The sequence below is a fragment of the Sulfuricystis thermophila genome, from assembly GCF_004323595.1.
Taxonomy (GTDB): Bacteria; Pseudomonadota; Gammaproteobacteria; order Burkholderiales; family Rhodocyclaceae; genus Sulfuricystis; species Sulfuricystis thermophila.
The window spans coordinates 527161-551582 of sequence record NZ_AP019373.1 but is presented as its reverse complement, the minus strand read 5'-3'; the positions used below and the strand labels follow the sequence as shown (position 1 = coordinate 551582).

General features: G+C 63.6%; 24 protein-coding genes and 4 tRNA genes. 7 read left to right on the top strand and 21 right to left on the bottom strand.

Annotated elements, in window-relative coordinates:
• Positions 1-16 precede the first annotated feature (16 nt).
• The 10 genes from rplJ to M52SOB_RS02745 all read right to left on the bottom strand — a co-directional run bounded on the left by rplJ (position 17) and on the right by M52SOB_RS02745 (position 4552).
• The gene (gene rplJ / locus M52SOB_RS02790; RefSeq protein WP_131110474.1) at positions 17-541 is read right to left on the bottom strand and encodes a 50S ribosomal protein L10; all 525 of its coding nucleotides are present in this window, start codon (positions 539-541) and stop codon (positions 17-19) included.
• Between the two features lie 202 nt (positions 542-743).
• Positions 744-1448 carry a 50S ribosomal protein L1 gene (gene rplA, locus M52SOB_RS02785; protein WP_131110473.1) on the bottom strand — a complete coding sequence of 235 codons (705 nt, stop codon included), beginning with the start codon at positions 1446-1448 and terminating at the stop codon, positions 744-746.
• A gap of 1 nt (position 1449) precedes the next feature.
• Positions 1450-1881, bottom strand: coding sequence for a 50S ribosomal protein L11 (gene rplK / locus M52SOB_RS02780; protein ID WP_131110472.1), 432 nt, complete (start codon positions 1879-1881; stop codon positions 1450-1452).
• A gap of 91 nt (positions 1882-1972) precedes the next feature.
• On the bottom strand, positions 1973-2506 hold the full coding sequence (gene nusG, locus M52SOB_RS02775; RefSeq protein ID WP_131110471.1) for a transcription termination/antitermination protein NusG: 534 nt from the start codon (positions 2504-2506) through the stop codon (positions 1973-1975).
• Positions 2503-2856: a preprotein translocase subunit SecE gene (gene secE, locus M52SOB_RS02770; protein WP_131110470.1), complete on the bottom strand. Its 354-nt coding sequence runs from the start codon at positions 2854-2856 to the stop codon at positions 2503-2505. The genes nusG and secE overlap by 4 nt, the downstream gene beginning before the upstream one ends.
• Positions 2857-2886: 30 nt before the next feature.
• Positions 2887-2962, bottom strand: a tRNA-Trp gene (locus M52SOB_RS02765).
• 60 nt (positions 2963-3022) lie between these two features.
• Positions 3023-4213 carry an elongation factor Tu gene (gene tuf / locus M52SOB_RS02760; RefSeq protein ID WP_131110469.1) on the bottom strand — a complete coding sequence of 397 codons (1191 nt, stop codon included), beginning with the start codon at positions 4211-4213 and terminating at the stop codon, positions 3023-3025.
• 33 nt (positions 4214-4246) lie between these two features.
• Positions 4247-4321, bottom strand: a tRNA-Thr gene (locus M52SOB_RS02755).
• Positions 4322-4338: 17 nt separating this feature from the next.
• A tRNA-Gly gene (locus M52SOB_RS02750) sits at positions 4339-4412 on the bottom strand.
• 55 nt (positions 4413-4467) lie between these two features.
• Positions 4468-4552, bottom strand: a tRNA-Tyr gene (locus M52SOB_RS02745).
• A gap of 302 nt (positions 4553-4854) precedes the next feature.
• Between M52SOB_RS02745 and M52SOB_RS02740 the strand changes: the two genes are divergently transcribed.
• The 4 genes from M52SOB_RS02740 (at position 4855) to M52SOB_RS02725 (ending at position 11115) form a co-directional block, all read left to right on the top strand.
• Positions 4855-6198 carry an FAD-binding oxidoreductase gene (locus tag M52SOB_RS02740; RefSeq protein ID WP_284155176.1) on the top strand — a complete coding sequence of 448 codons (1344 nt, stop codon included), beginning with the start codon at positions 4855-4857 and terminating at the stop codon, positions 6196-6198.
• Positions 6198-9587 carry an indolepyruvate ferredoxin oxidoreductase family protein gene (locus M52SOB_RS02735; RefSeq protein ID WP_131110467.1) on the top strand — a complete coding sequence of 1130 codons (3390 nt, stop codon included), beginning with the start codon at positions 6198-6200 and terminating at the stop codon, positions 9585-9587. The genes M52SOB_RS02740 and M52SOB_RS02735 overlap by 1 nt, the downstream gene beginning before the upstream one ends.
• Complete coding sequence (locus M52SOB_RS02730; protein ID WP_131110466.1) at positions 9568-10350, top strand: class I SAM-dependent methyltransferase; 783 nt, start codon at positions 9568-9570, stop codon at positions 10348-10350. The genes M52SOB_RS02735 and M52SOB_RS02730 overlap by 20 nt, the downstream gene beginning before the upstream one ends.
• A gap of 84 nt (positions 10351-10434) precedes the next feature.
• Positions 10435-11115, top strand: a complete 681-nt coding sequence (locus M52SOB_RS02725; protein WP_284155175.1) for a hypothetical protein — start codon at positions 10435-10437, stop codon at positions 11113-11115.
• A gap of 23 nt (positions 11116-11138) precedes the next feature.
• On the opposite strand, the gene M52SOB_RS02720 is transcribed toward M52SOB_RS02725, so the two are convergent.
• The gene (locus M52SOB_RS02720; protein WP_284155174.1) at positions 11139-11774 is read right to left on the bottom strand and encodes a response regulator transcription factor; all 636 of its coding nucleotides are present in this window, start codon (positions 11772-11774) and stop codon (positions 11139-11141) included.
• A gap of 65 nt (positions 11775-11839) precedes the next feature.
• On the opposite strand from M52SOB_RS02720, the gene M52SOB_RS02715 reads away from it, so the two are divergent.
• On the top strand, positions 11840-12286 hold the full coding sequence (locus tag M52SOB_RS02715; protein ID WP_131110465.1) for a PhaM family polyhydroxyalkanoate granule multifunctional regulatory protein: 447 nt from the start codon (positions 11840-11842) through the stop codon (positions 12284-12286).
• On the opposite strand, the gene M52SOB_RS02710 is transcribed toward M52SOB_RS02715, so the two are convergent.
• Genes M52SOB_RS02710 through M52SOB_RS02665 form a run of 10 tightly spaced genes read right to left on the bottom strand, consistent with a single transcriptional unit; the run spans position 12248 to position 23184 of the window.
• Entirely contained in the window at positions 12248-13153 is a 906-nt protein-coding gene (locus M52SOB_RS02710) for an AEC family transporter (RefSeq protein ID WP_131110464.1), read from the bottom strand. The genes M52SOB_RS02715 and M52SOB_RS02710 overlap by 39 nt on opposite strands.
• A gap of 4 nt (positions 13154-13157) precedes the next feature.
• On the bottom strand, positions 13158-14345 hold the full coding sequence (locus M52SOB_RS02705) for a CaiB/BaiF CoA transferase family protein (protein WP_131110463.1): 1188 nt from the start codon (positions 14343-14345) through the stop codon (positions 13158-13160).
• 33 nt (positions 14346-14378) lie between these two features.
• Complete coding sequence (locus tag M52SOB_RS02700) at positions 14379-14954, bottom strand: Tll0287-like domain-containing protein (protein ID WP_284155173.1); 576 nt, start codon at positions 14952-14954, stop codon at positions 14379-14381.
• A gap of 33 nt (positions 14955-14987) precedes the next feature.
• Positions 14988-16211 (bottom strand): phenylacetate--CoA ligase family protein, encoded by a 1224-nt coding sequence (locus M52SOB_RS02695; protein WP_131110462.1) that lies wholly within the window; start codon positions 16209-16211, stop codon positions 14988-14990.
• Positions 16208-17011 carry an ABC transporter ATP-binding protein gene (locus M52SOB_RS02690; RefSeq protein WP_131110461.1) on the bottom strand — a complete coding sequence of 268 codons (804 nt, stop codon included), beginning with the start codon at positions 17009-17011 and terminating at the stop codon, positions 16208-16210. The genes M52SOB_RS02695 and M52SOB_RS02690 overlap by 4 nt, the downstream gene beginning before the upstream one ends.
• 54 nt (positions 17012-17065) lie before the next feature.
• Positions 17066-18394, bottom strand: coding sequence for an ABC transporter substrate-binding protein (locus tag M52SOB_RS02685; RefSeq protein ID WP_131110460.1), 1329 nt, complete (start codon positions 18392-18394; stop codon positions 17066-17068).
• 29 nt (positions 18395-18423) lie between these two features.
• On the bottom strand, positions 18424-19500 hold the full coding sequence (locus M52SOB_RS02680; RefSeq protein ID WP_131110459.1) for a branched-chain amino acid ABC transporter permease: 1077 nt from the start codon (positions 19498-19500) through the stop codon (positions 18424-18426).
• Positions 19501-19503: 3 nt separating this feature from the next.
• Complete coding sequence (locus M52SOB_RS02675) at positions 19504-20418, bottom strand: branched-chain amino acid ABC transporter permease (protein ID WP_131110458.1); 915 nt, start codon at positions 20416-20418, stop codon at positions 19504-19506.
• A gap of 13 nt (positions 20419-20431) precedes the next feature.
• Positions 20432-21214: an ABC transporter ATP-binding protein gene (locus tag M52SOB_RS02670; RefSeq protein ID WP_131110457.1), complete on the bottom strand. Its 783-nt coding sequence runs from the start codon at positions 21212-21214 to the stop codon at positions 20432-20434.
• Positions 21214-23184, bottom strand: a complete 1971-nt coding sequence (locus M52SOB_RS02665; protein WP_131110456.1) for an AMP-dependent synthetase/ligase — start codon at positions 23182-23184, stop codon at positions 21214-21216. The genes M52SOB_RS02670 and M52SOB_RS02665 overlap by 1 nt, the downstream gene beginning before the upstream one ends.
• Before the next feature lie 143 nt (positions 23185-23327).
• On the opposite strand from M52SOB_RS02665, the gene M52SOB_RS02660 reads away from it, so the two are divergent.
• Both M52SOB_RS02660 and M52SOB_RS02655 read left to right on the top strand, forming a co-directional pair.
• Positions 23328-24032 (top strand): Crp/Fnr family transcriptional regulator, encoded by a 705-nt coding sequence (locus M52SOB_RS02660; RefSeq protein ID WP_284155172.1) that lies wholly within the window; start codon positions 23328-23330, stop codon positions 24030-24032.
• Positions 24033-24174: 142 nt separating this feature from the next.
• Entirely contained in the window at positions 24175-24420 is a 246-nt protein-coding gene (locus tag M52SOB_RS02655; RefSeq protein WP_172601728.1) for a DUF433 domain-containing protein, read from the top strand.
• The last annotated feature ends 2 nt before the right edge of the window (positions 24421-24422 follow it).

Below are 24422 nucleotides of genomic sequence, written 5' to 3'. Positions count from 1 at the left end.
TGGTTCAATAAAGCGATTACGCAGCCTCTTTGGCGTCGCGCACCGCCGCGAGACCCCGCACGAATTTCGTCGGGATTTCGTTGAGGGTACGGACGAACTGGGCGATCGGTGCCTGCATGGTGCCGAGCAACTTGGCCAGCAACTCGTCGCGGCTGGGCATCGAGGCGAGCGCCTTGACACCTTCCGCATCCATGACGTAATTCGGCATGGCGCCCGCCTTGACGACGAGCTTCGGGTTGCTCTTGCCGAAATCGTGCAACAGCTTCGCTGCCGCTACTGGATCCTTGGAAATCCCATAGATCAGCGGGCCGACCATTTTTTCGGCAAGCCCCTCGAACGGCGTACCAGCGATGGCACGACGCACCAGGGTATTTTTCAGCACACGCAGATACACACCCGCCTTACGTGCATCGGCACGCAGGGCGGTGATATCCCCTACCTCGAGACCACGGTACTCGGCGACGATGATCGACTGAGCACCCGCCACTTCGGCAGATACTTCGGCGACGACCGCCTTCTTGTCTTCAAGATTGAGCCCCACGGTCAACTCCTTTGCAAACTCCGCCAACGGATGCCGATGGCGGCGATACGGCGACCTTCATTCAGGAATCTGCATTCCTGCCTTCGGGTTACGCCATCTGCGCAGGCCGCCGGCGAAACTGCCCGGCAATTAAATTCTTGCGAACACCTGCGGTCTTTGATAACCCGTTGCCCGCGAACCGCCGGACAACGGCCCAAAGTCTTTACACCTGAACCCCCGCCAAAGACGACTGATCGACCCGCACACCAGGCCCCATCGTCGAGGAGACGGAAACCTTCTTCAAATATTGCCCCTTGGCAGCAGCCGGCTTGGCCTTGTTGAGCGCCTCGATCAGTGCAGCCATGTTCTGCTGCAATTGTTCGACTGTGAACGATGCCCGACCGATGGTGCACATCACAATACCAGCCTTGTCGGTACGATACTGCACTTGGCCAGCCTTGGCATTCTTGACGGCGGTAGCGACATCCATGGTCACCGTGCCTACCTTGGGGTTCGGCATCAAGCCGCGCGGACCGAGAATCTGCCCCAGTTGGCCAACGACCTTCATTGCATCCGGCGTGGCGATGCAGACATCGAAATCGATCGTTCCCGACTTTACAGTGGCAGCCAGGTCGTCGAAGCCGACGATGTCCGCACCTGCGGCACGGGCCTCCTCTGCCTTGGCACCCTGCGCGAACACCGCAACGCGCACCGTTTTTCCCGTGCCGGCAGGAAGGACGACGGAGCCGCGCACGACCTGGTCGGATTTCTTCGCATCCACACCCAGATTCACGGCCACGTCAATCGACTCGTTGAACTTTGCCGTCGCATTTTCCTTGACCAGCGACAATGCTTCCGTCAAGGGGTAGCTCTTGCTGCGATCAATCTTGGCACGCAAGGAGCGAACGCGCTTCGAATGCTTCGCCATGTCACACGCCCTCCACGGTAATACCCATACTGCGAGCGGAACCCGCAATGGTACGGATTGCCGCTTCCATATCGGCGGCTGTCAGATCCTTCATCTTGGTTTTCGCGATCTCCTCGGCTTGCGCACGGGTGATCTTGCCGACCTTGTCGGTGTGAGGTTTCGCGGACCCCTTTTGCACGCCGGCCGCCTTCTTGATCAGGACGGTCGCCGGCGGCGTTTTCATGATGAACGTGAATGACTTGTCCGCATAGGCGGTAATCACCACCGGAATCGGCAGGCCCGGCTCCAATCCCTGGGTCTGGGCATTGAAGGCCTTACAGAATTCCATGATGTTGAGGCCGCGCTGACCGAGCGCGGGACCGATCGGCGGCGATGGGTTCGCCTTGCCGGCCGGCACTTGCAGCTTGATGTAGCCGACGATTTTTTTCGCCATGTTGACTTACTCCTGTGAGTGAGTGATAACGCATCGCCGCTTGGCAATGCTCCTCGTGCCGCAGATGAACCGCTGCGGTGCCGGTAATGCTCTATGCTTTTTCGACCTGCGCAAACTCGAGTTCGACCGGGGTGGCACGGCCGAAAATGCTCACCGAAACACGCAAGCGGCTCTTTTCATAATTCACTTCCTCGACCGTACCATTGAAGTCGGTAAACGGCCCCTCTTTGATCCGTACCATCTCGCCGACTTCGAACAGCACCTTGGGACGGGGTTTTTCCACCCCCTCCTGCATCTGCTGCATGATTTTCTCGACTTCCTTTTCGGTGATCGGCGTTGGCTTGGTCGCAGTGCCACCGACGAAACCCGTCACTTTGGGCGTGCTCTTCACCAGATGCCAGGTATCGTCGTTCATTTCCATCTCGACCAACACATAGCCGGGGAAGAACTTGCGTTCGGAAATGCTTTTTTGGCCGCTCTTCATCTCGACCACCTCTTCGACGGGCACGAGAATCTTGCCAAACTTGTCCTGCATCCCGGCGCGCGCGATCCGTTCCGTCAGGGCGCGCTGCACCGATTTTTCAAAGCCCGAATAGGCGTGCACCACGTACCAGCGTTTCGTCATGATTTTTTCCAGCCCAGCACCAGGTCGTAGAGAACCCATTCCAGGGTCTTGTCCGTCAGGAACAGCACCAAGGCCATCATGACCACGAAGCCGAAGACGATCAACGTGGTCTGCACGGTTTCCTTGCGCGTCGGCCAGACGACTTTCTTGGCCTCGACGATTGCTTCCTGGCCAAACACCACGAAGCGCTGCCCCGGCTCGGTAAACCAGGCAACCGCGACACCAGCAGCGACACCGAGCAGAACCGAAAGCACACGCACCACGAGCGCCTGCTCGGCGAGCAGATAAAAGCCTGCGATTCCCGCCACGAGCAGCAACAGCGCCAGGGCAATCTTCAGTTTATCGGCCATTTCCGTCCATCAGCATAATCATCGGGCAAGTGGCAGGGGCAGAGGGAATCGAACCCCCAACCTGCGGTTTTGGAGACCGCCGCTCTGCCAATTGAGCTATACCCCTGCAATAAAGACCACAAAGGGCGGCACCCTGAAAGGCACCGCCCTGAACATCAAATAAACCTTACTCGATGATTTTTGCGACGACGCCGGCGCCGACGGTGCGGCCGCCCTCGCGGATCGCGAAGCGCAGACCTTCTTCCATCGCGATCGGCGCAATCAGCTTCACCGTCATCTGCACGTTGTCCCCAGGCATCACCATCTCAACGCCCGCCGGCAGTTCCACCGCCCCCGTCACGTCCGTGGTGCGGAAGTAAAACTGCGGACGATAGCCGTTGAAGAACGGCGTGTGCCGACCGCCTTCATCCTTCGACAGCACATACACTTCCGCCGTGAAGTGCGTGTGCGGCGTGATCGAGCCCGGTTTGGCCAGCACTTGTCCGCGCTCGACTTCTTCCCGCTTGGTGCCACGCAGCAGCACGCCCACGTTGTCGCCCGCCTGACCTTGGTCGAGCAGCTTGCGGAACATTTCCACGCCGGTACAGGTGGTCTTCTGCGTCGGACGAATGCCGACGATTTCGATTTCATCACCCACTTTGATGACGCCCCGCTCGACCCGACCGGTCACGACGGTACCACGCCCCGAAATCGAGAAGACGTCTTCGATCGGCATCAGGAAGGGTTTGTCAATGGCGCGCTCCGGCGTCGGAATGTAGCTGTCCAGCGCTTCCGCCAGCTTGAGAATCGCCTGCTCGCCCAGCTCGCCCTTGTCGCCTTCCATCGCTTTCAGCGCCGAGCCCTTGATGATCGGGATCTCGTCGCCCGGAAAGTCGTACTTGCTGAGCAGTTCGCGCACTTCCATTTCGACCAGCTCGAGCAGCTCGGGGTCATCGACCATGTCGCACTTGTTCATGAAGACGATGATGTACGGCACGCCCACTTGACGCGCCAGCAGAATGTGCTCGCGGGTCTGCGGCATCGGCCCGTCCGCCGCCGATACAACCAGGATCGCCCCGTCCATCTGCGCCGCACCCGTGATCATGTTCTTCACGTAGTCCGCATGGCCCGGACAATCCACGTGCGCATAGTGACGGTTCGCCGTCTCGTATTCCACATGCGCCGTGTTGATGGTGATGCCCCGCGCCTTCTCTTCCGGCGCCGCATCAATCTCATCATACTTCTTCGCCTCACCACCAAACTTCGACGCCAATATCGTCGTGATCGCCGCCGTCAACGTGGTCTTGCCATGATCCACGTGCCCAATCGTCCCTACATTCACGTGCGGCTTCGTACGCTCAAATTTGCCTTTTGCCATGATCGATCACCCTAAATCAAAAGAAAAAACTTCTGGTGCCCATGGGCAGGATTGAACTGCCGACCTCTCCCTTACCAAGGGAGTGCTCTACCACTGAGCTACATGGGCAAAACCCTGAGCCTGCCTGGAGCGGGTAGCGGGAATCGAACCCGCGTCATCAGCTTGGAAGGCTGAGGTTCTACCATTGAACTACACCCGCCCGCCTGCACTATTGCAACCTTGATCCGATCTGCTGCCTGCTACAGACATTGAACTGGTGGAGGGGGAAGGATTCGAACCTTCGAAGGCTGAGCCGGCAGATTTACAGTCTGCTCCCTTTGACCGCTCGGGAACCCCTCCAGTAAAACGCGGCATTTTGCACGAAAGTTGCCGAGGCTGTCAATGGCAATCCGGTTTCCGATTCACGAAACGTCGTAGTAGCGGCCAGCCGGGACGTAGAGAAACCCCTGCGAAACGCCGCGAGCGGGATGATAGCTCGGCGCCCGGAGCGCAGCGACCGAGACATATCAGATAGATAGGCGAGGGAGCGAGCACCGCGCAACGCAGCAGACCGCCCGCACAGCAAGTTTCGCAGGGGTTTCGTAGAATGAAACGCCATGAACAGGACCGCATCACTTCCAGCCTCTCTGTGCACAGCCTTGATGAGCCGTTTCGGCGCCCGCTTCTCCACCAGCGCCGCCGTGCGGGAGCATCATGGCAAGGATGAATCCGCGCATGCGCCGTTGCCGCCGGATGCCGTGGTGTTCGCCCAATCAACGGCGGAGGTCGCGGCGGCCGTAGCGCTGTGCCATCAGCACCGGGTACCGGTCATCCCTTTCGGCACCGGCACTTCACTGGAAGGCCATCTGCTCGCCGTCAGGGGTGGGGTGAGCATCGATCTTTCCGGGATGAACCGCGTGCTGGCGATCCGGCCAGCGGATCTGGACGCGACCGTCGAGGCCGGCGTGACGCGCAAGGCGCTCAATGCCGCGCTGCATGATACCGGTCTGTTCTTCCCAATCGATCCAGGCGCGGATGCCAGCCTTGGCGGCATGGCGGCGACGCGCGCCTCGGGCACCAATGCGGTGCGCTATGGCACGATGCGCGAAAACGTGCTCGCCGCCACGGTGGTGCTGCCCGACGGGCGTATCATCAAGACCGGCACGCGCGCCAAGAAATCGGCTGCCGGCTATGACCTCACGCGGTTGTTCGTCGGTTCGGAGGGCACGCTAGGCATCATCACCGAGCTGACCGTGCGCCTCTACCCGCTGCCGGAAGCGATCGCCAGCGCAGTCTGCGCGTTTCCCGACATCGCCGCGGCGGTGAATACCGTGATCCAGACCATCCAGCTCGGCATTCCGGTGGCGCGGATCGAACTGCTCGACCGTTTGTCGATCCACGCCATCAACCGCTACAGCAAGACCACGCTGCGCGAGGCGCCGACGCTGTTCTTCGAACTGCACGGCTCGCCGGCCGGTGTAGCCGAGCAGACCGCGGCCCTGCGGACCATCGCCGCCGAGCATGGCGGCATGGATTTCGAATGGGCGAACAAGCCCGAGGAGCGCTCGCGTCTGTGGCAGGCGCGGCACGATGCCTATTACGCTTGTCTGAACCTGCAGCCAGGAGCGCGTTCGCTCACCACCGATGTCTGCGTGCCGATTTCGCGACTGGCCGAGTGCATCGCGGCCACGCGCGCCGACCTCGAGGCCACCGGGCTCACGGCGCCGCTGTTGGGCCATGTCGGCGACGGCAACTTCCATATGCTGATCCTCGTCCGGCCGGATGATGCAGAAGGGTTCGCCAAGGCACAGGCTTTCGCGCAGCGGCTCGCCGAGCGGGCCATTGCGATGGATGGCACCTGCACCGGCGAGCATGGCATCGGTTTGGGGAAAAAGAAGTTCATGGCGCTCGAACATGGTGAAGATGCGCTCGCGGTGATGCGCGCGATCAAGCAGGCGTTCGACCCGTACGATCTGATGAATCCTGGCAAGGTGCTGCCGGACTGATGCGCGACGTTTCGCTCGACGACAAATACACGCTCGAGCGCGGCCGTGCCTATTTGACCGGCATGCAGGCGCTGACGCTGCTGCCGATGTTGCAGCGCCGACGGGATGTGGCCGCCGGGATCAACACTGCCGGCTTCATCTCCGGCTATCGCGGCTCGCCGCTCGGTGGCTATGACCTGGCGCTGTGGCAGGCGAAACGCCATCTCGACCGCCATCACATCGTCTTCCAGCCCGGCGTCAATGAAGAGCTCGCCGCCACGGCGCTGTGGGGCACGCAGCAGACCGGCTTGTTTGCTGGAGCGAAACATGATGGCGTGTTCGGCATCTGGTATGGCAAAGGCCCGGGCGTCGACCGCTGCGGCGATGTGTTCAAGCACGCCAATGGCGCGGGCAGCGCGCGCTACGGCGGCGTCATCGCCATCGCCGGCGATGATCACGCGGCGCGCTCCTCGACGGTGGCCCACCAGTCCGAACAGGCGTTCATCGCCGCGGCGATGCCGATCCTCGCCCCGTCCGGCGTGCAGGATTACCTCGATCTCGGCCTGCACGGCTGGGCGTTATCCCGCTACTCGGGCTGCTGGGTCGGCTTCAAGGCCGTCGCCGATACCATCGAATCCTCCGCGGCCGTCGAGATCGATCCGGAACGCGTCACCATCGTCATTCCCGATGACTTCCCTTTACCTGCCGACGGTCTCAACATTCGCTGGCCGGATGACCGGCTGACGCAGGAAGCGCGGCTGCTCGAAACCAAGCTCGCCGCGGCACAAGCCTATTGCCGGGCGAATGCGCTCAACCGCATCGTCTTCGATGCGCCGCAGGCACGGCTGGGCATCCTCGCTGCGGGCAAGAGCTATCTCGACGTGCGTCAGGCGCTCGACTTGCTCGGCATCGACGCCGAACGCGCCGCCGCACTCGGCCTGCGCGTCATCAAGCTCGGCATGGTCTGGCCACTCGATCCGACACAGATGCGCCGCTTCTGCGCGGGGCTGGAAACCGTGCTCGTCGTCGAGGAAAAGCGCGCGCTGATCGAATCGCAGCTCAAGGAGGCGCTCTATTCCCTGCCACAGCGCCCGCGCATCCTCGGCAAACGGGATGCGGACGATCGGCCATTGTTGCCGTCCGCCGGTGAGCTGACGCCGACGCAGATCGCCCGCATCATCGCAGGCCTCACCGGCGACGATGCGCTCGTGCGCGAACGGCTGGCACAGATCGAAGCCGTCGAGCGTCGTCCCACCCCGACCCTGCCGGCCAAACGCCTGCCCTGGTTCTGCCCCGGCTGCCCGCACAACACGTCGACGCGCGTACCGGAGGGCTCGCGCGCGCTCGCCGGCATCGGTTGCCATTTCATGGTGACCTGGATGAACCGCGCCACCGAGACCTTCGCGCAGATGGGCGGCGAAGGCGCGGCCTGGATCGGCCAGGCGCCCTTTACCGAAACCCGCCATGTGTTCGTCAATATCGGCGACGGCACCTGGTTCCACTCCGGCATCCTCGCACTGCGCGCCGCCGTCGCGGCCAAAGTCAACCTCACCTACAAGATCCTCTACAACGATGCAGTGGCGATGACCGGCGGCCAGCCGGTCGACGGCAGCCTGACCGTGCCACAGATCGCGCAGCAGTTGCGTGCCGAAGGCGTCGGCCACATCGTCGTCGTCACCGATGGCACGCCGCGCAGCTGGCGTCACAGCGAGCTGCCGCATGGCGTGCTGGTGCGCCACCGCGATGAGCTCGACACGGTTCAGAAGGAACTGCGCGATTGCCCTGGCGTCTCGGCGCTGATCTATGACCAGACCTGCGCGGCCGAGAAGCGCCGGCGCCGCAAGCGCGGCAGGCTAGCCGACCCGCCGCTGCGCGTGTTCATCAACGAAGAGGTCTGCGAAGGCTGCGGCGATTGTTCGGTGCAGTCCAATTGCCTCGCCGTCGTGCCGGTCGAGACGCCGCTGGGCACGAAGCGAGCGATCGACCAGTCGGCCTGCAACAAGGACTATTCGTGCCTGAGGGGTTTCTGTCCGAGCTTCGTGACGATCGAGGGAGGCCGGCTGCGCAAGGGCAGCGCGCTCGACATCGAACCTGCCGTTCCGCCAGCGCCGACTTTGGCTGCGACGCCACAGCCCTTCAACATCCTGATCACCGGCGTCGGCGGCACGGGCATCGTCACGCTCGGCGCGCTGATCGGCATGGCGGCGCACCTCGACGGCAAGGGGGTTTCGGTGCTCGACATGACGGGTATCGCGCAGAAGGGCGGCGCGGTGTTCTCGCATGTGCGCCTCTGTGACGACCCCGCAGCGATCCATGCGCCGCGCATCGCCAGCGGCGACGCCGATGTAGTGCTCGGTGCCGACGCGATCGTCGCCGCCTCGCCGGAAGCCTTGTCGAAGATGCGCGCCGGCCGCACACGCGCCGCGATCAATGCGGCGGCGACGCCGACCGCCGAATTCACTGCCAACCCCGAGTGGCGCTTTCCGCTGACGCAGATCGAAGCCGCGCTCGCCACGACGATCGGCAGTGCGGCCTTCGCATCCATCGACGCCACGACATTGGCGACCCGGCTGCTGGGCAATGCGATCACCGCCAACCCCCTGCTGCTCGGTTTCGCCTGGCAGCGCGGGCTGATTCCGGTGAGCAGCGCAGCGCTCGAGCGCGCGATCGAACTCAACGGCACCGATGTGGCGATGAATCTGCGTGCCTTCCGCTGGGGGCGCGTCGTGGCTCATGAGCCGGCCCGTATTGCCGAACTGCTGCCCCGCCGTGCCGTCTCGCCAGCGCCGACTTTTAACACGCTATTGAGCGACCGCATGCAGCGGCTCACCGCCTATCAGGATGCCGCGCTGGCCGAGCGTTACCGGGCCCGCGTCGAGGCGGTGCGCAATCACCCGGCAGCAGACGCAGCGCTCGCGTTGATCGTGGCGCGTAACTACTACAAGCTCTTGGCGGTGAAGGACGAATACGAAGTCGCCCGCCTCTACGCCGAGACCGATTTCCTCGACCGCGTCGCCGCGCAATTCGAGGGCGCTGTCCGCATCCATTTCCATCTCGCGCCGCCGCTTCTGGCACGGCCCGATCCGAACACCGGCATGGTGATTAAGCGCCGCTATGGCTCCTGGATGATGACGGCATTGCGCTGGCTGGCTGGGATGAGGCGGCTGCGCGGCACGCGCTGGGATGTCTTCGCGCACAGCCCGGAACGCCGGCTCGCCCGGCAACTGATCGCGGAGTACGAGGACGATCTCGCGCTGATCCTCGACCACCTCGATGCCGGCAGGCTGCCCGCCGCTCATGCGCTCGCCAATTGGCCGGAACTGGTGCGCGGCTTCGGCCCGGTGCGCGAAAAGTCGGCGCTAGCGGCACGGCAGCAGAGGGAAAACGCCCGTGCGCAATTCCTCGCCTGAACCATCGCCCCTGCGCACGGCAGTGCTCGCGCAGCTCGGTGGTGCTGCCGCGACTTTCCTGTTCGTCGCGGGTCTGAGCCGCATTTCGTCGGCGGATTTCCTGCGCATTCCGCTGCTGATCGCGCTCTTGCAGGGCGGGCTGGCAGCGATGATTGCGCTCAAGCTCCACTCGCCGCGCTGGTGGCTTCCGATCCATCTCGGCTTCATGCCGCTGGGGGTGATCGTGCATGGACTCGACATCGCCCCCGGCTGGTTCCTCGCCGCTTTCGTTCTGCTGCTGCTCGTCTTCTGGCGCACCGATCAGAGCCGCGTACCGCTCTATCTGACCAATGCGGCAACCGCGGCGGCGTTGCTGAAACGATTGCCTGACACGCCCTGTCGCATCCTCGATCTGGGTTGTGGCGATGGCGGCCTGCTGCGCCGGCTGGCGCTGGCCCGACCCGACTGTCTGTTCACCGGCATCGAGCATGCGCCGCTCCCTTGGCTCGTCGCCCGGTTACGCTGCGCGGGCCTTCCCAACGTGACGATCCTGCGGCGTGATTTCTGGAGCGTATCCCTCGGCGGTCATGCCGTGGTGTATGCCTTTCTGTCACCGGCGCCGATGCCAAGGCTCTGGGCCAAGGCGCAACGGGAGATGTCGCCGGGCGCCCTGTTGATCAGCAACAGCTTCGCGGTGCCCGGCCAGCCGGCGGAGGCCACGATCGAAGTCGCCGATCGCCGGAATACGCGGCTGTTTCTCTATCATCCCGTCCCGGACGGATAAGGCCGGCGATTCTGCTGCATTTCCGGCCATCTCCAGTCGCGCCGATCGCGAATAATCCGTTCCGCACACGACGGAATCACGGACATGGCGGACATCATCTGCATCATCGGCAACAAGGGCGGTACCGGCAAGACCACGCTGTCGCACATGCTCTGTCAGGGCCTCGGCCTGCTCGGCCAGCGCTCGGTCTGCGTGCTGACCGACACCCATCGCGAGCCGCTCGACCCGGCCGATCGGCGTTATCTGATCGCCGATGCCCGTTCGCGTGAGGCGCTCGCCAAGGTGACGGAAAAGATCCGCTCACTGAAAGCCTGGCTCGGCGTGATCGACGGCGGCGGCAACCGCACCGAGATGGACCGGCGGCTCTATGGGCTGGCCGATCTGGTGTTGCTGCCGTTCCGCGATTCGCACGAGGACATCCGCACCGTGATCCGCGATCTCGAAATGTTTCCGCGCGCCTACGCGGTGCCGACCCAATGGCCGACCAATGCCTGGCAGCGCGAGGCCGCCGAGAAGGCCGTCGCAGAATTGCTGGCCCCGTATCGCGACCGCATCCTCGAGCCGGTGTTCAGCCTCTCGGCCAGCAAGCTGTTGCTGCAGAAACAGATTCCCGCCAGCCTGCCGACGCCGCTGGCGAATGCCTGTCGCGCCGTCGCCCACCAGGTGATCGATCTGCTTCAGCTGCCCGTAGAGGAGGCCACGCCGGTGCAGGGCATCGCCAGGAACGCGGCGAATGGGCCGCGCCCTGCTGCCGCCGCGGCTTGAGTTTCTTACCAGCGCTCAGTTCCTCAGTTCTTTCCCTGCGCCACGAGCAAGGCCTGCGAGCGGTTGCTCACGCCCAGCGCCTTGAAGATCGCCGAGACGTGGATCTTCACCGTGCCTTCGGTGACGCCGAGCAGTTCGGCGATCTCGCGGTTGGTCTTGCCTTCGGCGAGCAGATCGAGCACGCAGGCCTGGCTCTTCGTCAGGCCATAGCGTTCGGCGACAGTGCGCGCCCGTTTCCTCTTGCCGGACATGCCCCGGTATTCGGGCGGCAGCCAGATCTCGCCTGCCAGCACTTCGCGCAGGGCGCCGAGCAGCACGTCCGTGGGGCTCGCTTTCGAGACAAAACCCGCCGCGCCGCCCTTCATCACCTTCGCCACCGTGTCGGCATCGTCGAGCGCCAAAAGGACGACCACCGGAATGTGCGGATAACGCTTGCGCAGCACGCCCAAAAACGCAAGCCCGCCGGTACCCGGCAGCATCAGATCGAGCAGACAAAGGTCGAAATCATCGTTCTGCTCGATGAAGTGCGTCGCCTCGTCGGCATCGCGCGCGCCGAGAATCTCCAGCGGGCTGGCATCGGGCGATTCTTCCAGCGCCTTCAACGCCAGCAACAAGCCTTCGCGCACCAGTGCGTGATCTTCGATGACCAGAATCCGCAACTTGCTCTCCCCGTTCCGATTAAGGTTATCATTGGGTGCGAATCATAAACCCGTCGAGGCCGTCCATGACGAACGCGTCCCATCCGAATTCCGGCGACCCGCTGGAATTCGTCAAGAACCTGTGGAGCAACATGGGCTTTTCGCTGCCGGGCATGGTTGCGCCGACCGTCGATACCGACGAGTTGGCCAAGCGCATCGCCGACCTGAAGGCCGTCGAGGGCTGGCTGAAATCCAACCTGAACCTGTTGCAGATGACCATCCAGGGCCTGGAAATGCAACGCGCCACCCTGATGGCCTTTCAGCAGATGGGGCAGGCCGCGCAGGAGGCCTCCCAAGAAACGGAAAATACCCCAGCGGCCAATCCCTTCCTCGATCCTGCCGCCTGGCAGGCCCCCTGGGAGCTCATGAAAAGCGCCCTTGCGCCAGAGCCGGCAGCTCCGGCAGCCAAACCCGCTCCCGCGAAACCGAAACGCTCACGCAAGAAAAGCCAGCAGGGCGAGCCACAGCGGTAACGTCACCATCCCGACGAGCGTGCTGGCCGAGATCAGCCAGGCCACCCGCGGTCCGTCGCCGCCCATGCGCTGCGCGAGGATGTAGGCCGACGAGGCCGTCGGCAGCGCCGCAAAGACCAGCGCGACATCGAAATGGAGGCCGGCGAGTCCCAATTGCCGGGCGACCCACCAGGCGATGACCGGCATCGCCAGCAATTTCACCGCCAGGAAATAGACCGCTGCGGCACGCCCCTCCCGGCCGATCGCGCCGCGCAGCTTGAGCGCCGCACCGACCGCCAGGAGGCCCAAGGCGATCGCCGCCTCGGCGAGCCGGCCGAGGAACTGGCCGAACGGCGCCGGCACCGGCATCCCGGCGAGATTCCAGGCCAGTGACACCAGCGTCGTCAGAAACAGCGGGTTCTTCGCCAGCTCGCGCCAGACCGAGGTCTCGCCGTGGCGCGCCAGCATGCCCACCGCCGCGAGATTCGCCAACGGCACGAGGCTGCCGACCAAGAGGCCCATCACCGCGATGCCGGCCGCGCCGTGCAGCTTGGCCGCCACCGCCAAACCGATGTAGGAATTGAAGCGGAACGCACACTGGAACTGCGAAGCGAAGGACACCGGCGTGAGCGGAAACATGGGGCGCGCGAGCCAAGCCAGCAGCATCGCGCCCATCATCGCCGCCGCGCCGGTGGCGATCAGCGGCACGGCAGAGAACGTCAGCGGCGTTTTGGTCATCGCATTGAACAACAGCGCCGGAAACAGCACGAAATAGACGAGCTTTTCCAGCCCCGTCCAGAAATGGTCGCCGAGCGCCATCCCGCGTCGCAGCCCGAAACCGAGCAGGATCAACGCGAAATCCGGCAGCAGTGTGAGTGCGGTATCCACGCGATCAAATCACGCCCTGTGCGGAGAGCGCCTCGATTTCCGCATCCATGAAGCCTGCCGCGCGCAACAGTGCCATTCCGTCAGCGCCGACTTTTGGCGCAGGCAGCCGTACGGCAAAATCCACCCCGCTCATCTTCAACGGGGGCGCGAATTGCGGCAGACCCTCGATCGTGCGCAGCATGCCGCGCGCCTGCAACTGTGGATGGGTCATCGCCTCTTCGAAGGTCAGCACCGGCGTGACTCCGCAATCGACCGTCTCGAACAGCGCCGCCCAATGCGCGAGCGGTTGGCTGGCGAACAGCGCTTCGAGCTCGCGCCGGGTGCGCACGCCTGCCTCGCCGCGCGCCAGACCGAACGGTTCGAGCTCGGGCCGGCCCATCGCGGCACAGAAACGTTGCCAGAACTTCGGCTCCAGCGCGCCGACGGCCATGTAACGCCCATCCTGCGTGCGATAGAGCCCGTAGGCCGGCAGCCCACCGTTCAGGTCGTCCGTGCCGCGCGGCAGGGTCCTACCGCGCGCCAGCACCGAGAGCAGCGGGGAATAGGCATGGGCGAAGGTGGCGTCGGTCATCGCCACATCGAGGTAACGCCCCTCGCCGGTGGCGCGGGCGCCGATCACCGCGGCAAGGATGCCCATCACGGCGGTGAGCGCCCCGCCGAGCAGATCGCCGATCTGCAGGTTCGGAATCGCCGGCGCTCCGCCGGCGCTGCCGATCTGGTCGAGCACGCCGGCGGTGGCAAGGTAATTGAGGTCGTGGCCGGCGCGGTCGCGCCAGGGGCCATCCTGCCCGTAGCCGGTGATCGCACAATAGACGATGCGCGGATTGATCGCCCTGACTGCCGTGTAGCCAACGCCGAGTCTGTCCACCACGCCGGGGCGGAAACTCTCGACGATCACATCGGCATCACGCGCCAGGCGCAGGAAGACTTCGACCCCCGCCGGCTGCTTGAGATCGAGCCGCAGGCTGCGTTTGTTGCGATTGACGAGGCGGAAGAAGAAGCTGTCCTCCCCCGGCGCGGCGCCCAGGCCCATCGTGCGCGCGTAGTCGCCGGCACCGGTGTCCTCGATCTTGATCACCTCGGCGCCGAGGTCGGCCAGATGCAGCGTGCACACCGGCCCCGGCAGCAGGCGGGTGAGATCGAGAACCTTCAGGCCGGCGAGCGGCGCGCCAGGGCGATCGGATGCGGTCATCACGCCTCGCGCGCACCCGCCCGGCGTGATGAATCAGAGCGGCTTCTTCGCGGTGATCGCGCCGCGAATCTGGGCCGAGCTATAACCGACGGCCTTGTCGTCGGGATAGAGCTCCTTCAGTTTCTCGGCGACCCCAGGCGCCAGGCGCTCCGGCGTGCCATGACAATTCAGGCAGAGATCCTGGGTCGGCAGCGCCTTCATGTAGCGATAGAACTTCTGGCCGTTTTCCTCGACGATCTCGCCCTTGTCGATGCCGGTCGGCTTCTCGCCGGCGGCGAGGCGACGCTCGAAATCCTCCAAGGTCGCGCGCTCCCAGGCATCCGGCACCGCTTTCGGATTGCGGTTCTTCAGGCTGACGCGCCGGATCTGCCAGCCGAGCTGGGCGGAAAGATTTTTCGCCATCTCGGGCGCCTTCTCGCGACAGACCGAAATCGCGCCGGCATGGCCGCTCTTGTCGATCTCGTCCTGCAGCACTTCGAGCAGCTTCGGCACCATCTTGGCCGGAATGCCGCGTGCTTCCTGCAGCAGTTGTGCCTCGTCGGCCCTGACGCCGCCAGCGATGGCCAGCCCGGCAGCCAGCAACATCAGGATCATCCGTTTTTGCTTCATGGTCTCCTCCGGTCGGGTTGCGGAGACATGAGTCTACTCAAATTTGCGCTCGTCACTGATCACTTTGCCGTCGTTCGGCAGGCTGCCTGATGGGACGAAGCAGACCTCGCCGCGCAGCTTGGTGAGCTCGCGCAGGCTGGCGGCGATGGCGGCGACATCGCCCGCCCCCTCGCAAAGCAACGTCATCGCGTCGCTGGCATCCGGATTGGTGACGACGAGCCGGGCGCGGGTGATGCCCGGATGGCGTTTGACCACCGCGGCGATTTGTTCGGGATGGACGAACATGCCCTTGATCTTGACGGTCTGGTCGGCGCGTCCCAGCCAGCCTCGGATACGCATGTTGGTGCGGCCACAGGGCGAGAGGCCGGGCAGGACGGCGGACAGATCGCCCGTGCCGAAGCGGATCAGCGGATAGGCGATGTTGAAGGTCGTGACGACGACTTCGCCCACTTCGCCTTGCGGCACCGGCTCGCCCGTGCCCGGACGGACGATCTCGACGATCACGTCTTCATCGACCACCAGCCCCTCGCGCGCCGGCGTTTCATAGGCGATGACGCCGAGATCGGCAGTGGCATAGGCCTGAAAGCCTTGGATGCCGCGCGCGGAGAGCGCCTCCCGCACGGCTGGCAGGAAGGCTTCGCCCGAGACCAGCGCCTTGGTGAGCGACGGAATCTTCAGGCCGAGTTCGTCGGCCTTCTCCAGCAGGATGCGCAGGAAACTCGGCGTGCCGACATAGCCATGCGGCTGCAGATCGGCCATCGCCTGCACCTGCTGTTCGGTTTGCCCCACCCCGCCGGGAAAGACCGTGCAGCCCAAGGCCAGCGCGCCGCCTTCGACGATCCAGGCACCGGGCGTCATGTGGTAGGAGAAGCTGTTGTGCACCAGATCGCCGGCACGAAAGCCGGCGGCGAACAGCGCACGGGCCGTGCGCCAGTAGTCAGGCCGGCGGCCTTCCGGTTCGTAGATCGGGCCGGGGGAGGCGAATACGCGCCCCATCTGTCCCCAGCGGGAAGCGACCAGTCCGCCGAAGGGACGCTGCCGTTTCTGCAATTCGATCAGCGCGTGCTTGCGCAGCACGGGCAGCTGCGCCAGCGCCTCGCGTGAGGTGATCGCGGCCGGATCGACATCGCGCAGACTTTCCGCGAACCAGGGCGCATGCGCCTTGGCATGAGCGATCTGTTCCGGCAGGCGCGCCATCAGATCATGTTCGCGCGCTTCCGGATCGCGCGTTTCCAGCGCATCGAAATGTTCGTTCATGCGAGCCAACGTTTGCGGCGACGATAATGTTTGACTTCGCGGAAGCTCTTGCGTCCCTGGCTGGAAAGCCCGAGGTAGAACTCCTTGACGTCCTCGTTGTTCCTCAATTCTTCGGCCCGCCCTTCCATCACCACGCGACCGTTTTCGAGGATGTAGCCGAAATCGGCATAGCGCAGCGCCACCATCGTGTTCTGCTCGGCGAGCAGGAAGCTCACCTTCTCGCGCTGGTTGAGATCGCGCACGATCTCGAAGATCTCCTCGACGATCTGCGGCGCCAGTCCCATCGAGGGCTCGTCGAGCAGGATCATCTCCGGGTCGGCCATCAGCGCGCGGCCGATCGCACACATTTGCTGCTCGCCGCCGGAGGTGTAGCCGGCCTGGGAACTGCGCCGCTGCTTGAGGCGCGGAAAGTATTCATAGACCTTCTCGAGATTGGCCTTCAGCTCGCCACGCGAAATCTGGCGCGTGTAAGCGCCGGTGAGCAGATTTTCCTCGATGGTCAGGTGAGCGAAACAATGACGGCCTTCCATCACCTGGATGACACCGCCCTTGACCAGCTCGTTGGGCGTGAGCTGATCGACGCGGCGGCCCTTGAACTGGATATCGCCCTTGGTCACCTCGCCGCGCTCGGCGGTAAGCAGGTTCGAGATGGCCTTCAAGGTCGTCGTCTTGCCGGCGCCGTTGGCGCCGAGCAATGCGACGATGCCACCCTGGGGCACTTCGAGCGAGACGCCCTTGAGCACGAGGATGACGTGGTCGTAGATGACCTCGATGTTGTTGACGCTGAGATATGCGCTCATGAGGGCTCCAAAAGTCGGCGCTGGCGAGACGGCACCAGCGCCGGTTTCGGTTGCTTATTTTTCCTTGCTGCAATCGCGCGGCGTGATGCCCTTCTCCTTGGCATATTTCGCTGCCTCGGCCTGGAACAGCGGGTGGATCAGCGCCTTGTTGCCCTCGATCCAGTCGGTCAGCGCCACCCACTTGGTGCCGTCCCACTGCTGCATCTTCACCTTGCCGGAGCCCTCGTGATTGCTGCAGGAGGTCTTCACCTCGGGCAGTAGCCCCGTCGCGCCGAGCTCTTTCAGGCGTGCTTCGGTGAGGTTGAGGTTCTCCAGACCCCAGCGCACCTGCTCACCGGTCATCGCCTTGCCCTTGCCGAATTTCGCCTGGGCAGTGCGAATCGCCTCGACCGAAACGATCGCCGTGGCGACACCGCGGTTGTAGAGTACGGAGCCGAGCTTCGAGGTGTCCTTCAGGTTGCCCTTGCCGGCGCCATAGACGGTCTTCTCGATGTCGGCGATCAGCGGCACGTTCTTGCCGGCCACGTTCATCGTCGCCGACATATAGCCCTTGGCGGCATCACCCGCCGGCACCGTATCCTCTTCGGAACCCGCCCACCACGAACCGATCATCTTCTCACGCGGGAAACCCATCTTCTGCGCGGTCTTGATCGCGGTCATGTTCATCACGCCCCAGCCCCACATGATCACGTAGTCAGGCTTTTCCTGGCGAATGCGCTGCCATTGCGCGCCCTGCTCGTTGCCGGGGTGAGGCACCGGAATCTCGATCAGCTCGAACTTGCCGAGCTTCGACTCGGCTTCCAGCGCAACGATCGGCTCTTTGCCATAGGCGGAATCGTGATAGAGGTAGACGATCTTCTTGCCGGCGAGGCTGCCGCCATTCTTGTCCTTGAGGAACTTGATGATTGCCGAGGCCTGCATCTGGTAGGTGGTTACCAGCGGGAAGGCCCAGGGAAAGACCGAACCATCGACGGCCGCCGTCAGGCCATAGCCCATCATCACCAGCGGCAGCTTGTCGGCCGCGGTCTTGTCCACGAGCGCGTAGGAAATGCCCGTCGACAGCGGATGGAGCGGCCCCGGCGCCTTGGCAGCCTTCGATTTCAGGCGCTCGTAGCATTCCACCCCCTTGGCGTTGTTGTACTCGGTTTCGCATTCTTCCCAAGTCATCATCACGCCATTGACGCCACCCTTCATATTGACGTAGTTCAGGTAATCGATGAAACCACCGAACAGCGAGGCGCCGTTGGCGCCATAAGGGCCGACGCGATAGGACAGGATGGGGAAAAACTGCTCTTCGGCTGCCTGGGCGGCAGGCACGGCCGCCGCGAAGCAGGCGACCGCAACCGAGGTGGCGAGGGTGAGTTGCTTGAAGCGTTTGATCATTTGAGTCTCCTCTTCGTGGTTGTAATGCATCAATGCGGGAACGGCCACAGCCGCAGCTTCTCCTTGCCGATCTGCCAGAGCCGCGCCAGACCATGCGGCTCGACGATCAGGAAGAACATGATCAGCGCCCCGAACACCATCAGCTGGATGTGCGAGACCGTCGCACCGTCGAATGGCAGGTGCAAGAGGGCAGACAGCCAGGGCAGCACGATGTCGAGAAAGATCGGCACCAGCAGGATGAAGGCTGCGCCGAGGAAGCTGCCGAGGATGCTGCCGACGCCGCCGACGATGATCATGAACAGGATCTTGAAGGAAAGATCGAGCGAGAAGCCGTCGGGCTCGACCGAGCCGAGATAACAGAAGGCATAGAGCGCGCCGGCCACCCCGCAATAGAAGGAGCTCACCGCGAAGGCGAGGAGCTTGGTGCGCATCAGCCGGATGCCGATCACCTCGGCGGCGACATCCATGTCGCGCACCGCCATCCAGGCGCGGCCGGTGGTCGAGCGCACCATGTTCTTCGCTGCCAACGCGAGCAGCGCGACGATCGTCAGCACCAAGAGATAGCGGCTCTGGGGCGTATCGAAGGTGAAGCCGAGGATCTCCACGTTCGGCACCGAGATCACGCCCGAGGCCGAATTGTTCGACAGATAAGGAAACTTGGTCAGGCACCAGACGATGAAGAACTGTGCGGCCAGTGTCGCCACCGCGAGATAGAAGCCCTTGATGCGCAAGGAGGGCAAACCGAACAGGATGCCCACTCCCGCCGCCGTAAGCCCGGCGAGGATGAAGGAGAGCAGCACCGGCATGCCCTCGATGCGCACCTGAAAGTTGTAGGCCGCATAAGCACCGACCGCCATGAAGGCGGCAGAACCGAGCGAGAGCTGTCCCGCATAACCGGTGAGGATGTTCAAGCCCAGCGCGGCGAGCGAGAAGATCAGGAAGGGGATCAGGATCGCGTTGAACCAGTAGTTGCCGGCGGTGAGCGGCACGACGACGAAAGCAAGCGCCAGCAGGATGCCGATGCCGATGCGATCCTGGCGGATCGGGAAGATCTGCTGGTCGGCGGCGTAGCTGGTCTTGAATTGTCCGGTTTCTCGGTAAATCATCTGTCACACCCGGTCGATGTGCTTCTCCCCGAACAAGCCTTCGGGGCGAACCAACAAGAACAATAGCGCCATCACATAAGGGAACCAGCCCTCGATGCCGCCGAAGTTGCCGCCGAACCAACCCGCCAGCACCGGCGGGATGTAGATCTCGGCCAGTTTTTCGGCAGCGCCGATGATCAGCCCGCCGACGATCGCGCCCGGCACCGAGGTGAAGCCGCCGAGGATCAGCACCGGCAGGGCCTTCAAAGCCGTGAAGGTCAGCGCGAACTGCACGCCGTTTCTCGCCCCCCACAGCATGCCCGCCACCAGCGCGACGAAGCCGGCCACCGCCCACACCAGCGCCCAGATGTGCTGCAGCGGGATGCCGATCGACAGCGCGGCCTGGTGATCGTCGGCCACCGCCCTGAGCGCCCGGCCGACGCGCGTGTATTGGAAGAATACGGCCAGCAGCGCCACCAGCGCGAGCGCGAGGCCCGAGGCGAACAGATCGAACTTGCTGATCACCATGTTCCAGTTGTCGAGGATCCAGGGAATCGGCTCATCGACGAGACCGATGTCGAGTGGGCGGACTTCGTTGCCCCAGAGCATCGGCGCCAGACCCTCGATGAAGAAAGACAGGCCGATGGTGGCCATGAACAGTGCGATTGGCGGCTGATTGACCATCTTGCGCAGCACGAACTTTTCGGTGGCGATGCCCAGCAGCGTCATGATGCCGAAAGCGAGAATGAAGGCCAGCCAGAACGGTGCGCCTTTCTCCATGCAGCCGACCAGCGAAAGCGCCGCGAAAAAGACCATCGCGCCCTGGGCGAAGTTGAGCACGCCCGAGGCCTTGAAGATCAGCACGAAGCCCAATGCCACCAGCGAATACATCACGCCGGAGAGCAGGCCGCCGATCAGGACTTCGAGGAAGAATTGCATCTCTTGCGTCTCCTCAATGCTGCGTGCCGAGGTAGGCCGCGATGACCTCGGGATCGTTCTTCACTTCGTCGGGCACGCCGTCGGCGATCTTCCTGCCGTAATCGAGCACGACGACACGGTCGGAGATGTCCATCACCACGCCCATGTCGTGCTCGATCAGCACGATCGTGGTGCCGAACTGGTCATTGACGTCGAGGATGAAGCGGCACATGTCCTGCTTTTCCTCGACGTTCATGCCGGCCATCGGTTCGTCCAGAAGCAGCATTTTCGGCTCGGCGGCCAGCGCCCGACCCAGCTCGACGCGCTTTTGCAGACCATAAGGCAAGCGGCCGACCGGCGTCTTGCGGATGTGTTCGATCTCGAGGAAGTCGATCACCTCCTCGACCTTCCTGCGGTGTTCCAGCTCCTCGCGACGGGCGGGCCCCCACCAGATGGCATGCTGCAGGAAATTGCACTTCATCTTCAGGTTGCGCCCGGCCATCAGGTTGTCGAGCACGCTCATGCCCTTGAACAGCGCGATGTTCTGAAAGGTGCGCGCGATGCCGGCGGCCGCGGCGGCGTGGGTATCCATGTCCTTGCGGTGCTCGCCGTGGAAGATGATCTCGCCTTGTTGCGGTCGATAGACGCCGTTGATGACGTTGAGCATCGAGCTCTTGCCCGCGCCGTTCGGGCCGATGATGGCGCGGATCTCGTGCTCGCGCACGTCGAAGGAAATGTCGGTGAGCGCCTTGACGCCGCCGAACGACAGCGAGATGTTGCGCAAATCGAGGATGACGTCGCCGATCTGCCGTGCCACTATGCGGCCCTCCCGGAAACTGGTGGAAACACCTTGACATCGCGGATGACGAGATCCGCGGCGACCTTGCCTTTGCGGCCGTCCTCGAATTTGACCTCCGTTTCGATGAACTGCGAGGATTTGCCGCCATAGAGCGCATCGATCAGCAGCGCGTATTTCTCGGCGATGAAGCCACGCCTGACTTTTCTCGTTCTGGTCAGCTCGTCGTCGTCGGGATCGAGCTCCTTGTGCAGGATCAGGAAGCGATGCACCTGGGTGTCCGCCACCATCGCATCATGCGCCAGTTCGGCATTGACCTGTTCGACGCATTCCTGGATCAGCTGATAGACCTCGGGCTTGCCGGCCAGATCGGTATAGCCGGCGTAGGGAATGCCGCGGCGCTCGGCCCAGTTGCCGACCGCCCCCATGTCGATGTTGATGAAGGCGCAGACCATGTCGCGGCCGTTGCCGAAAGCGACGGCCTCCTTGATGTAGGAGAAGAACTTCAGCTTGTTCTCGATGTAGTTGGGTGCGAACATCGCGCCATTGTTGAGTTTGCCGACGTCCTTGGCGCGGTCGATGATCTTCAGATGGCCATCGTCGTCGATAAAACCGGCATCGCCGGTCATGAAGTAGCCCTCGGCGTTGATCGACTCGGCGGTGGCATCCGGCCGCTTGTAATACTCCTTGAGCAGCATCGGCCCCTTGACGAGGATCTCGCCGTTGTCGGCGATCTTGATCTCGACGCCCGGTGCGGGGGGGCCAACCGAATCGAGCTTGATCTGCCGATCCGGCTGCAGGCAGACGTAGGCACAGGTCTCGGTCTGGCCATAGAGCTGTTTCAGGTTGATGCCGATCGAACGGTAGAAGCGAAACAGGTCGGGACCGATCGCCGCACCGGCCGTATAGGCGACGCGGATGCGGCTCATGCCCAACACGTTCCTGAGCGGCCCATAGACGAGCACCTCGCCGAGCGCGTAGAGCAGTCGGTCCTTCATGGACACCGGTTTCCCGTCCAGGATGTCGGCGCCGCAACGCTTGGCGACTCCCATGAAGTAGTGGAACATCTTGCGCTTGATCGCGCCGGCATCCTCCATGCGGATCATCACCTGCGTGAGCAGGTTCTCGAAGACGCGTGGCGGCGCGAAATAGAAAGTCGGGCCGATCTCGCGCATGTCGTTCATCACCGTGTCGCCCGATTCTGGGCAATTCACCGTGAAGCCGGCGACCAGCGCCTGGGCGAAGGAAAACAGGTGGTCGCCGACCCAGGCCATCGGCAGATAGGAGAGCACCTCGTCGGTTTCGCTGAGCCCATCGAAACCGCAGCCGCCGCGCGCCGCGGCGATGAAGGAGGCATGCGTCTGGCACACCCCCTTCGGCTTGCCGGTGGTGCCCGAGGTGTAGAGGATGATCGAGACGTCCTCCGGCCGCCCCAGGGCAATCTCCCCGTCGAGGAAATCCGGCTGATTCTCGTCGTGGATCTTGCCCGCCGCGATCACCTCGTCGAGACCGTGCAGGAAGGCTTGTGTGTAATGACGCATGCCGCGCGGATCGTCATAGACGATGTGCTGCAGCTCGGGGCATTGCGCCTTGATTTCCAGCAGCTTATCGACCTGCTCCTGGTCCTCGACGATCGCGATATGGATGCCGGCGTCCTGCAAGACGAAGGTCATCTCCTGGGCGACGGCGTCCTGGTAGAGCGGCACTGGAATGCCGCCCAGCATCTGCGCGGCGCACATCGCCCAGTAAAGGCGCGGCCGGTTGTCGCCGATGATGGCGAGCCGGTCGCCACGCCTGAAACCCAGCTCGGCCAGGCCGCAGGCCATGCCGCGCACCTCGCGCGCGGCTTGTGCCCAGGTCCAGCTCTGCCAGATGCCGAGATCCTTCTCGCGGATCGCCGGCCGGTCGCCGCGCTCTCGCGCGTGCGCCAGCATGAGGCGCGGGAAGGTATCGAGCCGATCGGGTTCGCCTCCCGATACGCCAACGGTCATGCCAACTCCTCCATCCGATCACGCATCTTCACGCCGCCAGGGGGCGGCTATGCTCGTTTTATCCTGCCAAGCATTCCCCTGGCAAGGTCGATCGTTCCGAATTTGCCCGAACCTTAACTTGGCAGGCCACCTATAATTGTCGCGTGCCTGACAATTCCAGCAAATTCAACGCCTCGCCCACCCTCGACGACGCGATCGCCCTGTCGCGCTGGGCGCGCAACCTCTCGCCCGAGGAGCTCGCACGCGCACGCCAGGGGATGGTCGAGAAGCGCATCCCTGCCGGCGGTTTCATCTGCCGCCAGGGCGAGATGCCGACGTGCTGGATCGGCATCATCGACGGGCTGGCGAAGATGTCCTCCGACTGGGTCACCGGCAAGACAGCTTCCTATGCCGGCATCCCGACCGGCGGCTGGTTCGGCGAAGGCTCGCTCCTCAAACCCGAGCCGCGACGCTACGACGTGATCGCGCTGCGCGATACGCGCATCGCCTGCATGAAGCGCGACACCTTCCATTGGCTGCTCGATCACAGCATCGCCTTCAACCACGCGATCATCGAACAGATCAACGAACGGCTCGGCCAGTTCATCGGCCTCCTGGAATCCGAGCGCCTGCACGATACCGACACGCGCGTCGCACGCAGCATCTCGATCATGTTCAACCCGGTGCTCTATCCCGGCCAGAACGCGACGCTCACCATCTCGCAGGAGGAGCTCGGCCACCTGGCGGGTGTGTCGCGCCAGCGCGTCAACCGCTCGCTCAAGCTGCTCGAAGACGCCGGCTTCCTGCGCGTCGAATACGGCGGCATCACGATCCTCGACCTCGACGGCCTGAGAAGATTCGGCGGCTAAGCGGCGTCGTCCCGCCGCGTTTTCCTTGCGGCGTCGTCCCGCCGCGTTTCCCTTTTGCGTGCCGTCCCGCCAGCGCCGACTTTGCCGAACGGATGTTTGTTATGCTAGAAAATAATGACTACGGTAGCGACGGGAGCAAGGCATGAGCGCGGCAATCAGTTTTTTGCACGGTCGGGTAAGCATCGATCCCGAGATTTGCAACGGTAAGCCGACCATTCGCGGCAAGCGCATTGCGGTGCAGACGATCCTGGAATACTTGGCGGCCGGGGATAGCGAAGAAGAAATACTCGCCCAATATCCCAGTCTTGAGCCGGAAGATATCAAGGCCTGCCTGACCTGCGCGGCCCGCTTGATGAACGAACGCTACGAATTCTCACGGGTTGCCTGATT

What these genes read in the sequence shown, in the direction of transcription:
- rplA (WP_131110473.1), bottom strand. Translation starts at nt 1,448, where the DNA reads ATGGCGAAGCATTCGAAGCGCGTTCGCTCCTTGCGTGCCAAGATTGAT.
- rplK (WP_131110472.1), bottom strand. Translation starts at nt 1,881, where the DNA reads ATGGCGAAAAAAATCGTCGGCTACATCAAGCTGCAAGTGCCGGCCGGC.
- M52SOB_RS02695 (WP_131110462.1), bottom strand. Translation starts at nt 16,211, where the DNA reads ATGAACGAACATTTCGATGCGCTGGAAACGCGCGATCCGGAAGCGCGC.
- nusG (WP_131110471.1), bottom strand. Translation starts at nt 2,506, where the DNA reads ATGACGAAACGCTGGTACGTGGTGCACGCCTATTCGGGCTTTGAAAAA.
- M52SOB_RS02725 (WP_284155175.1), top strand. Translation starts at nt 10,435, where the DNA reads ATGGCGGACATCATCTGCATCATCGGCAACAAGGGCGGTACCGGCAAG.
- M52SOB_RS02735 (WP_131110467.1), top strand. Translation starts at nt 6,198, where the DNA reads ATGCGCGACGTTTCGCTCGACGACAAATACACGCTCGAGCGCGGCCGT.
- secE (WP_131110470.1), bottom strand. Translation starts at nt 2,856, where the DNA reads ATGGCCGATAAACTGAAGATTGCCCTGGCGCTGTTGCTGCTCGTGGCG.
- M52SOB_RS02705 (WP_131110463.1), bottom strand. Translation starts at nt 14,345, where the DNA reads ATGACCGCATCCGATCGCCCTGGCGCGCCGCTCGCCGGCCTGAAGGTT.
- M52SOB_RS02680 (WP_131110459.1), bottom strand. Translation starts at nt 19,500, where the DNA reads ATGATTTACCGAGAAACCGGACAATTCAAGACCAGCTACGCCGCCGAC.
- M52SOB_RS02685 (WP_131110460.1), bottom strand. Translation starts at nt 18,394, where the DNA reads ATGATCAAACGCTTCAAGCAACTCACCCTCGCCACCTCGGTTGCGGTC.
- tuf (WP_131110469.1), bottom strand. Translation starts at nt 4,213, where the DNA reads ATGGCAAAAGGCAAATTTGAGCGTACGAAGCCGCACGTGAATGTAGGG.
- M52SOB_RS02715 (WP_131110465.1), top strand. Translation starts at nt 11,840, where the DNA reads ATGACGAACGCGTCCCATCCGAATTCCGGCGACCCGCTGGAATTCGTC.
- M52SOB_RS02700 (WP_284155173.1), bottom strand. Translation starts at nt 14,954, where the DNA reads ATGAAGCAAAAACGGATGATCCTGATGTTGCTGGCTGCCGGGCTGGCC.
- M52SOB_RS02740 (WP_284155176.1), top strand. Translation starts at nt 4,855, where the DNA reads ATGAGCCGTTTCGGCGCCCGCTTCTCCACCAGCGCCGCCGTGCGGGAG.
- M52SOB_RS02665 (WP_131110456.1), bottom strand. Translation starts at nt 23,184, where the DNA reads ATGACCGTTGGCGTATCGGGAGGCGAACCCGATCGGCTCGATACCTTC.
- M52SOB_RS02655 (WP_172601728.1), top strand. Translation starts at nt 24,175, where the DNA reads ATGAGCGCGGCAATCAGTTTTTTGCACGGTCGGGTAAGCATCGATCCC.
- M52SOB_RS02690 (WP_131110461.1), bottom strand. Translation starts at nt 17,011, where the DNA reads ATGAGCGCATATCTCAGCGTCAACAACATCGAGGTCATCTACGACCAC.
- M52SOB_RS02675 (WP_131110458.1), bottom strand. Translation starts at nt 20,418, where the DNA reads ATGCAATTCTTCCTCGAAGTCCTGATCGGCGGCCTGCTCTCCGGCGTG.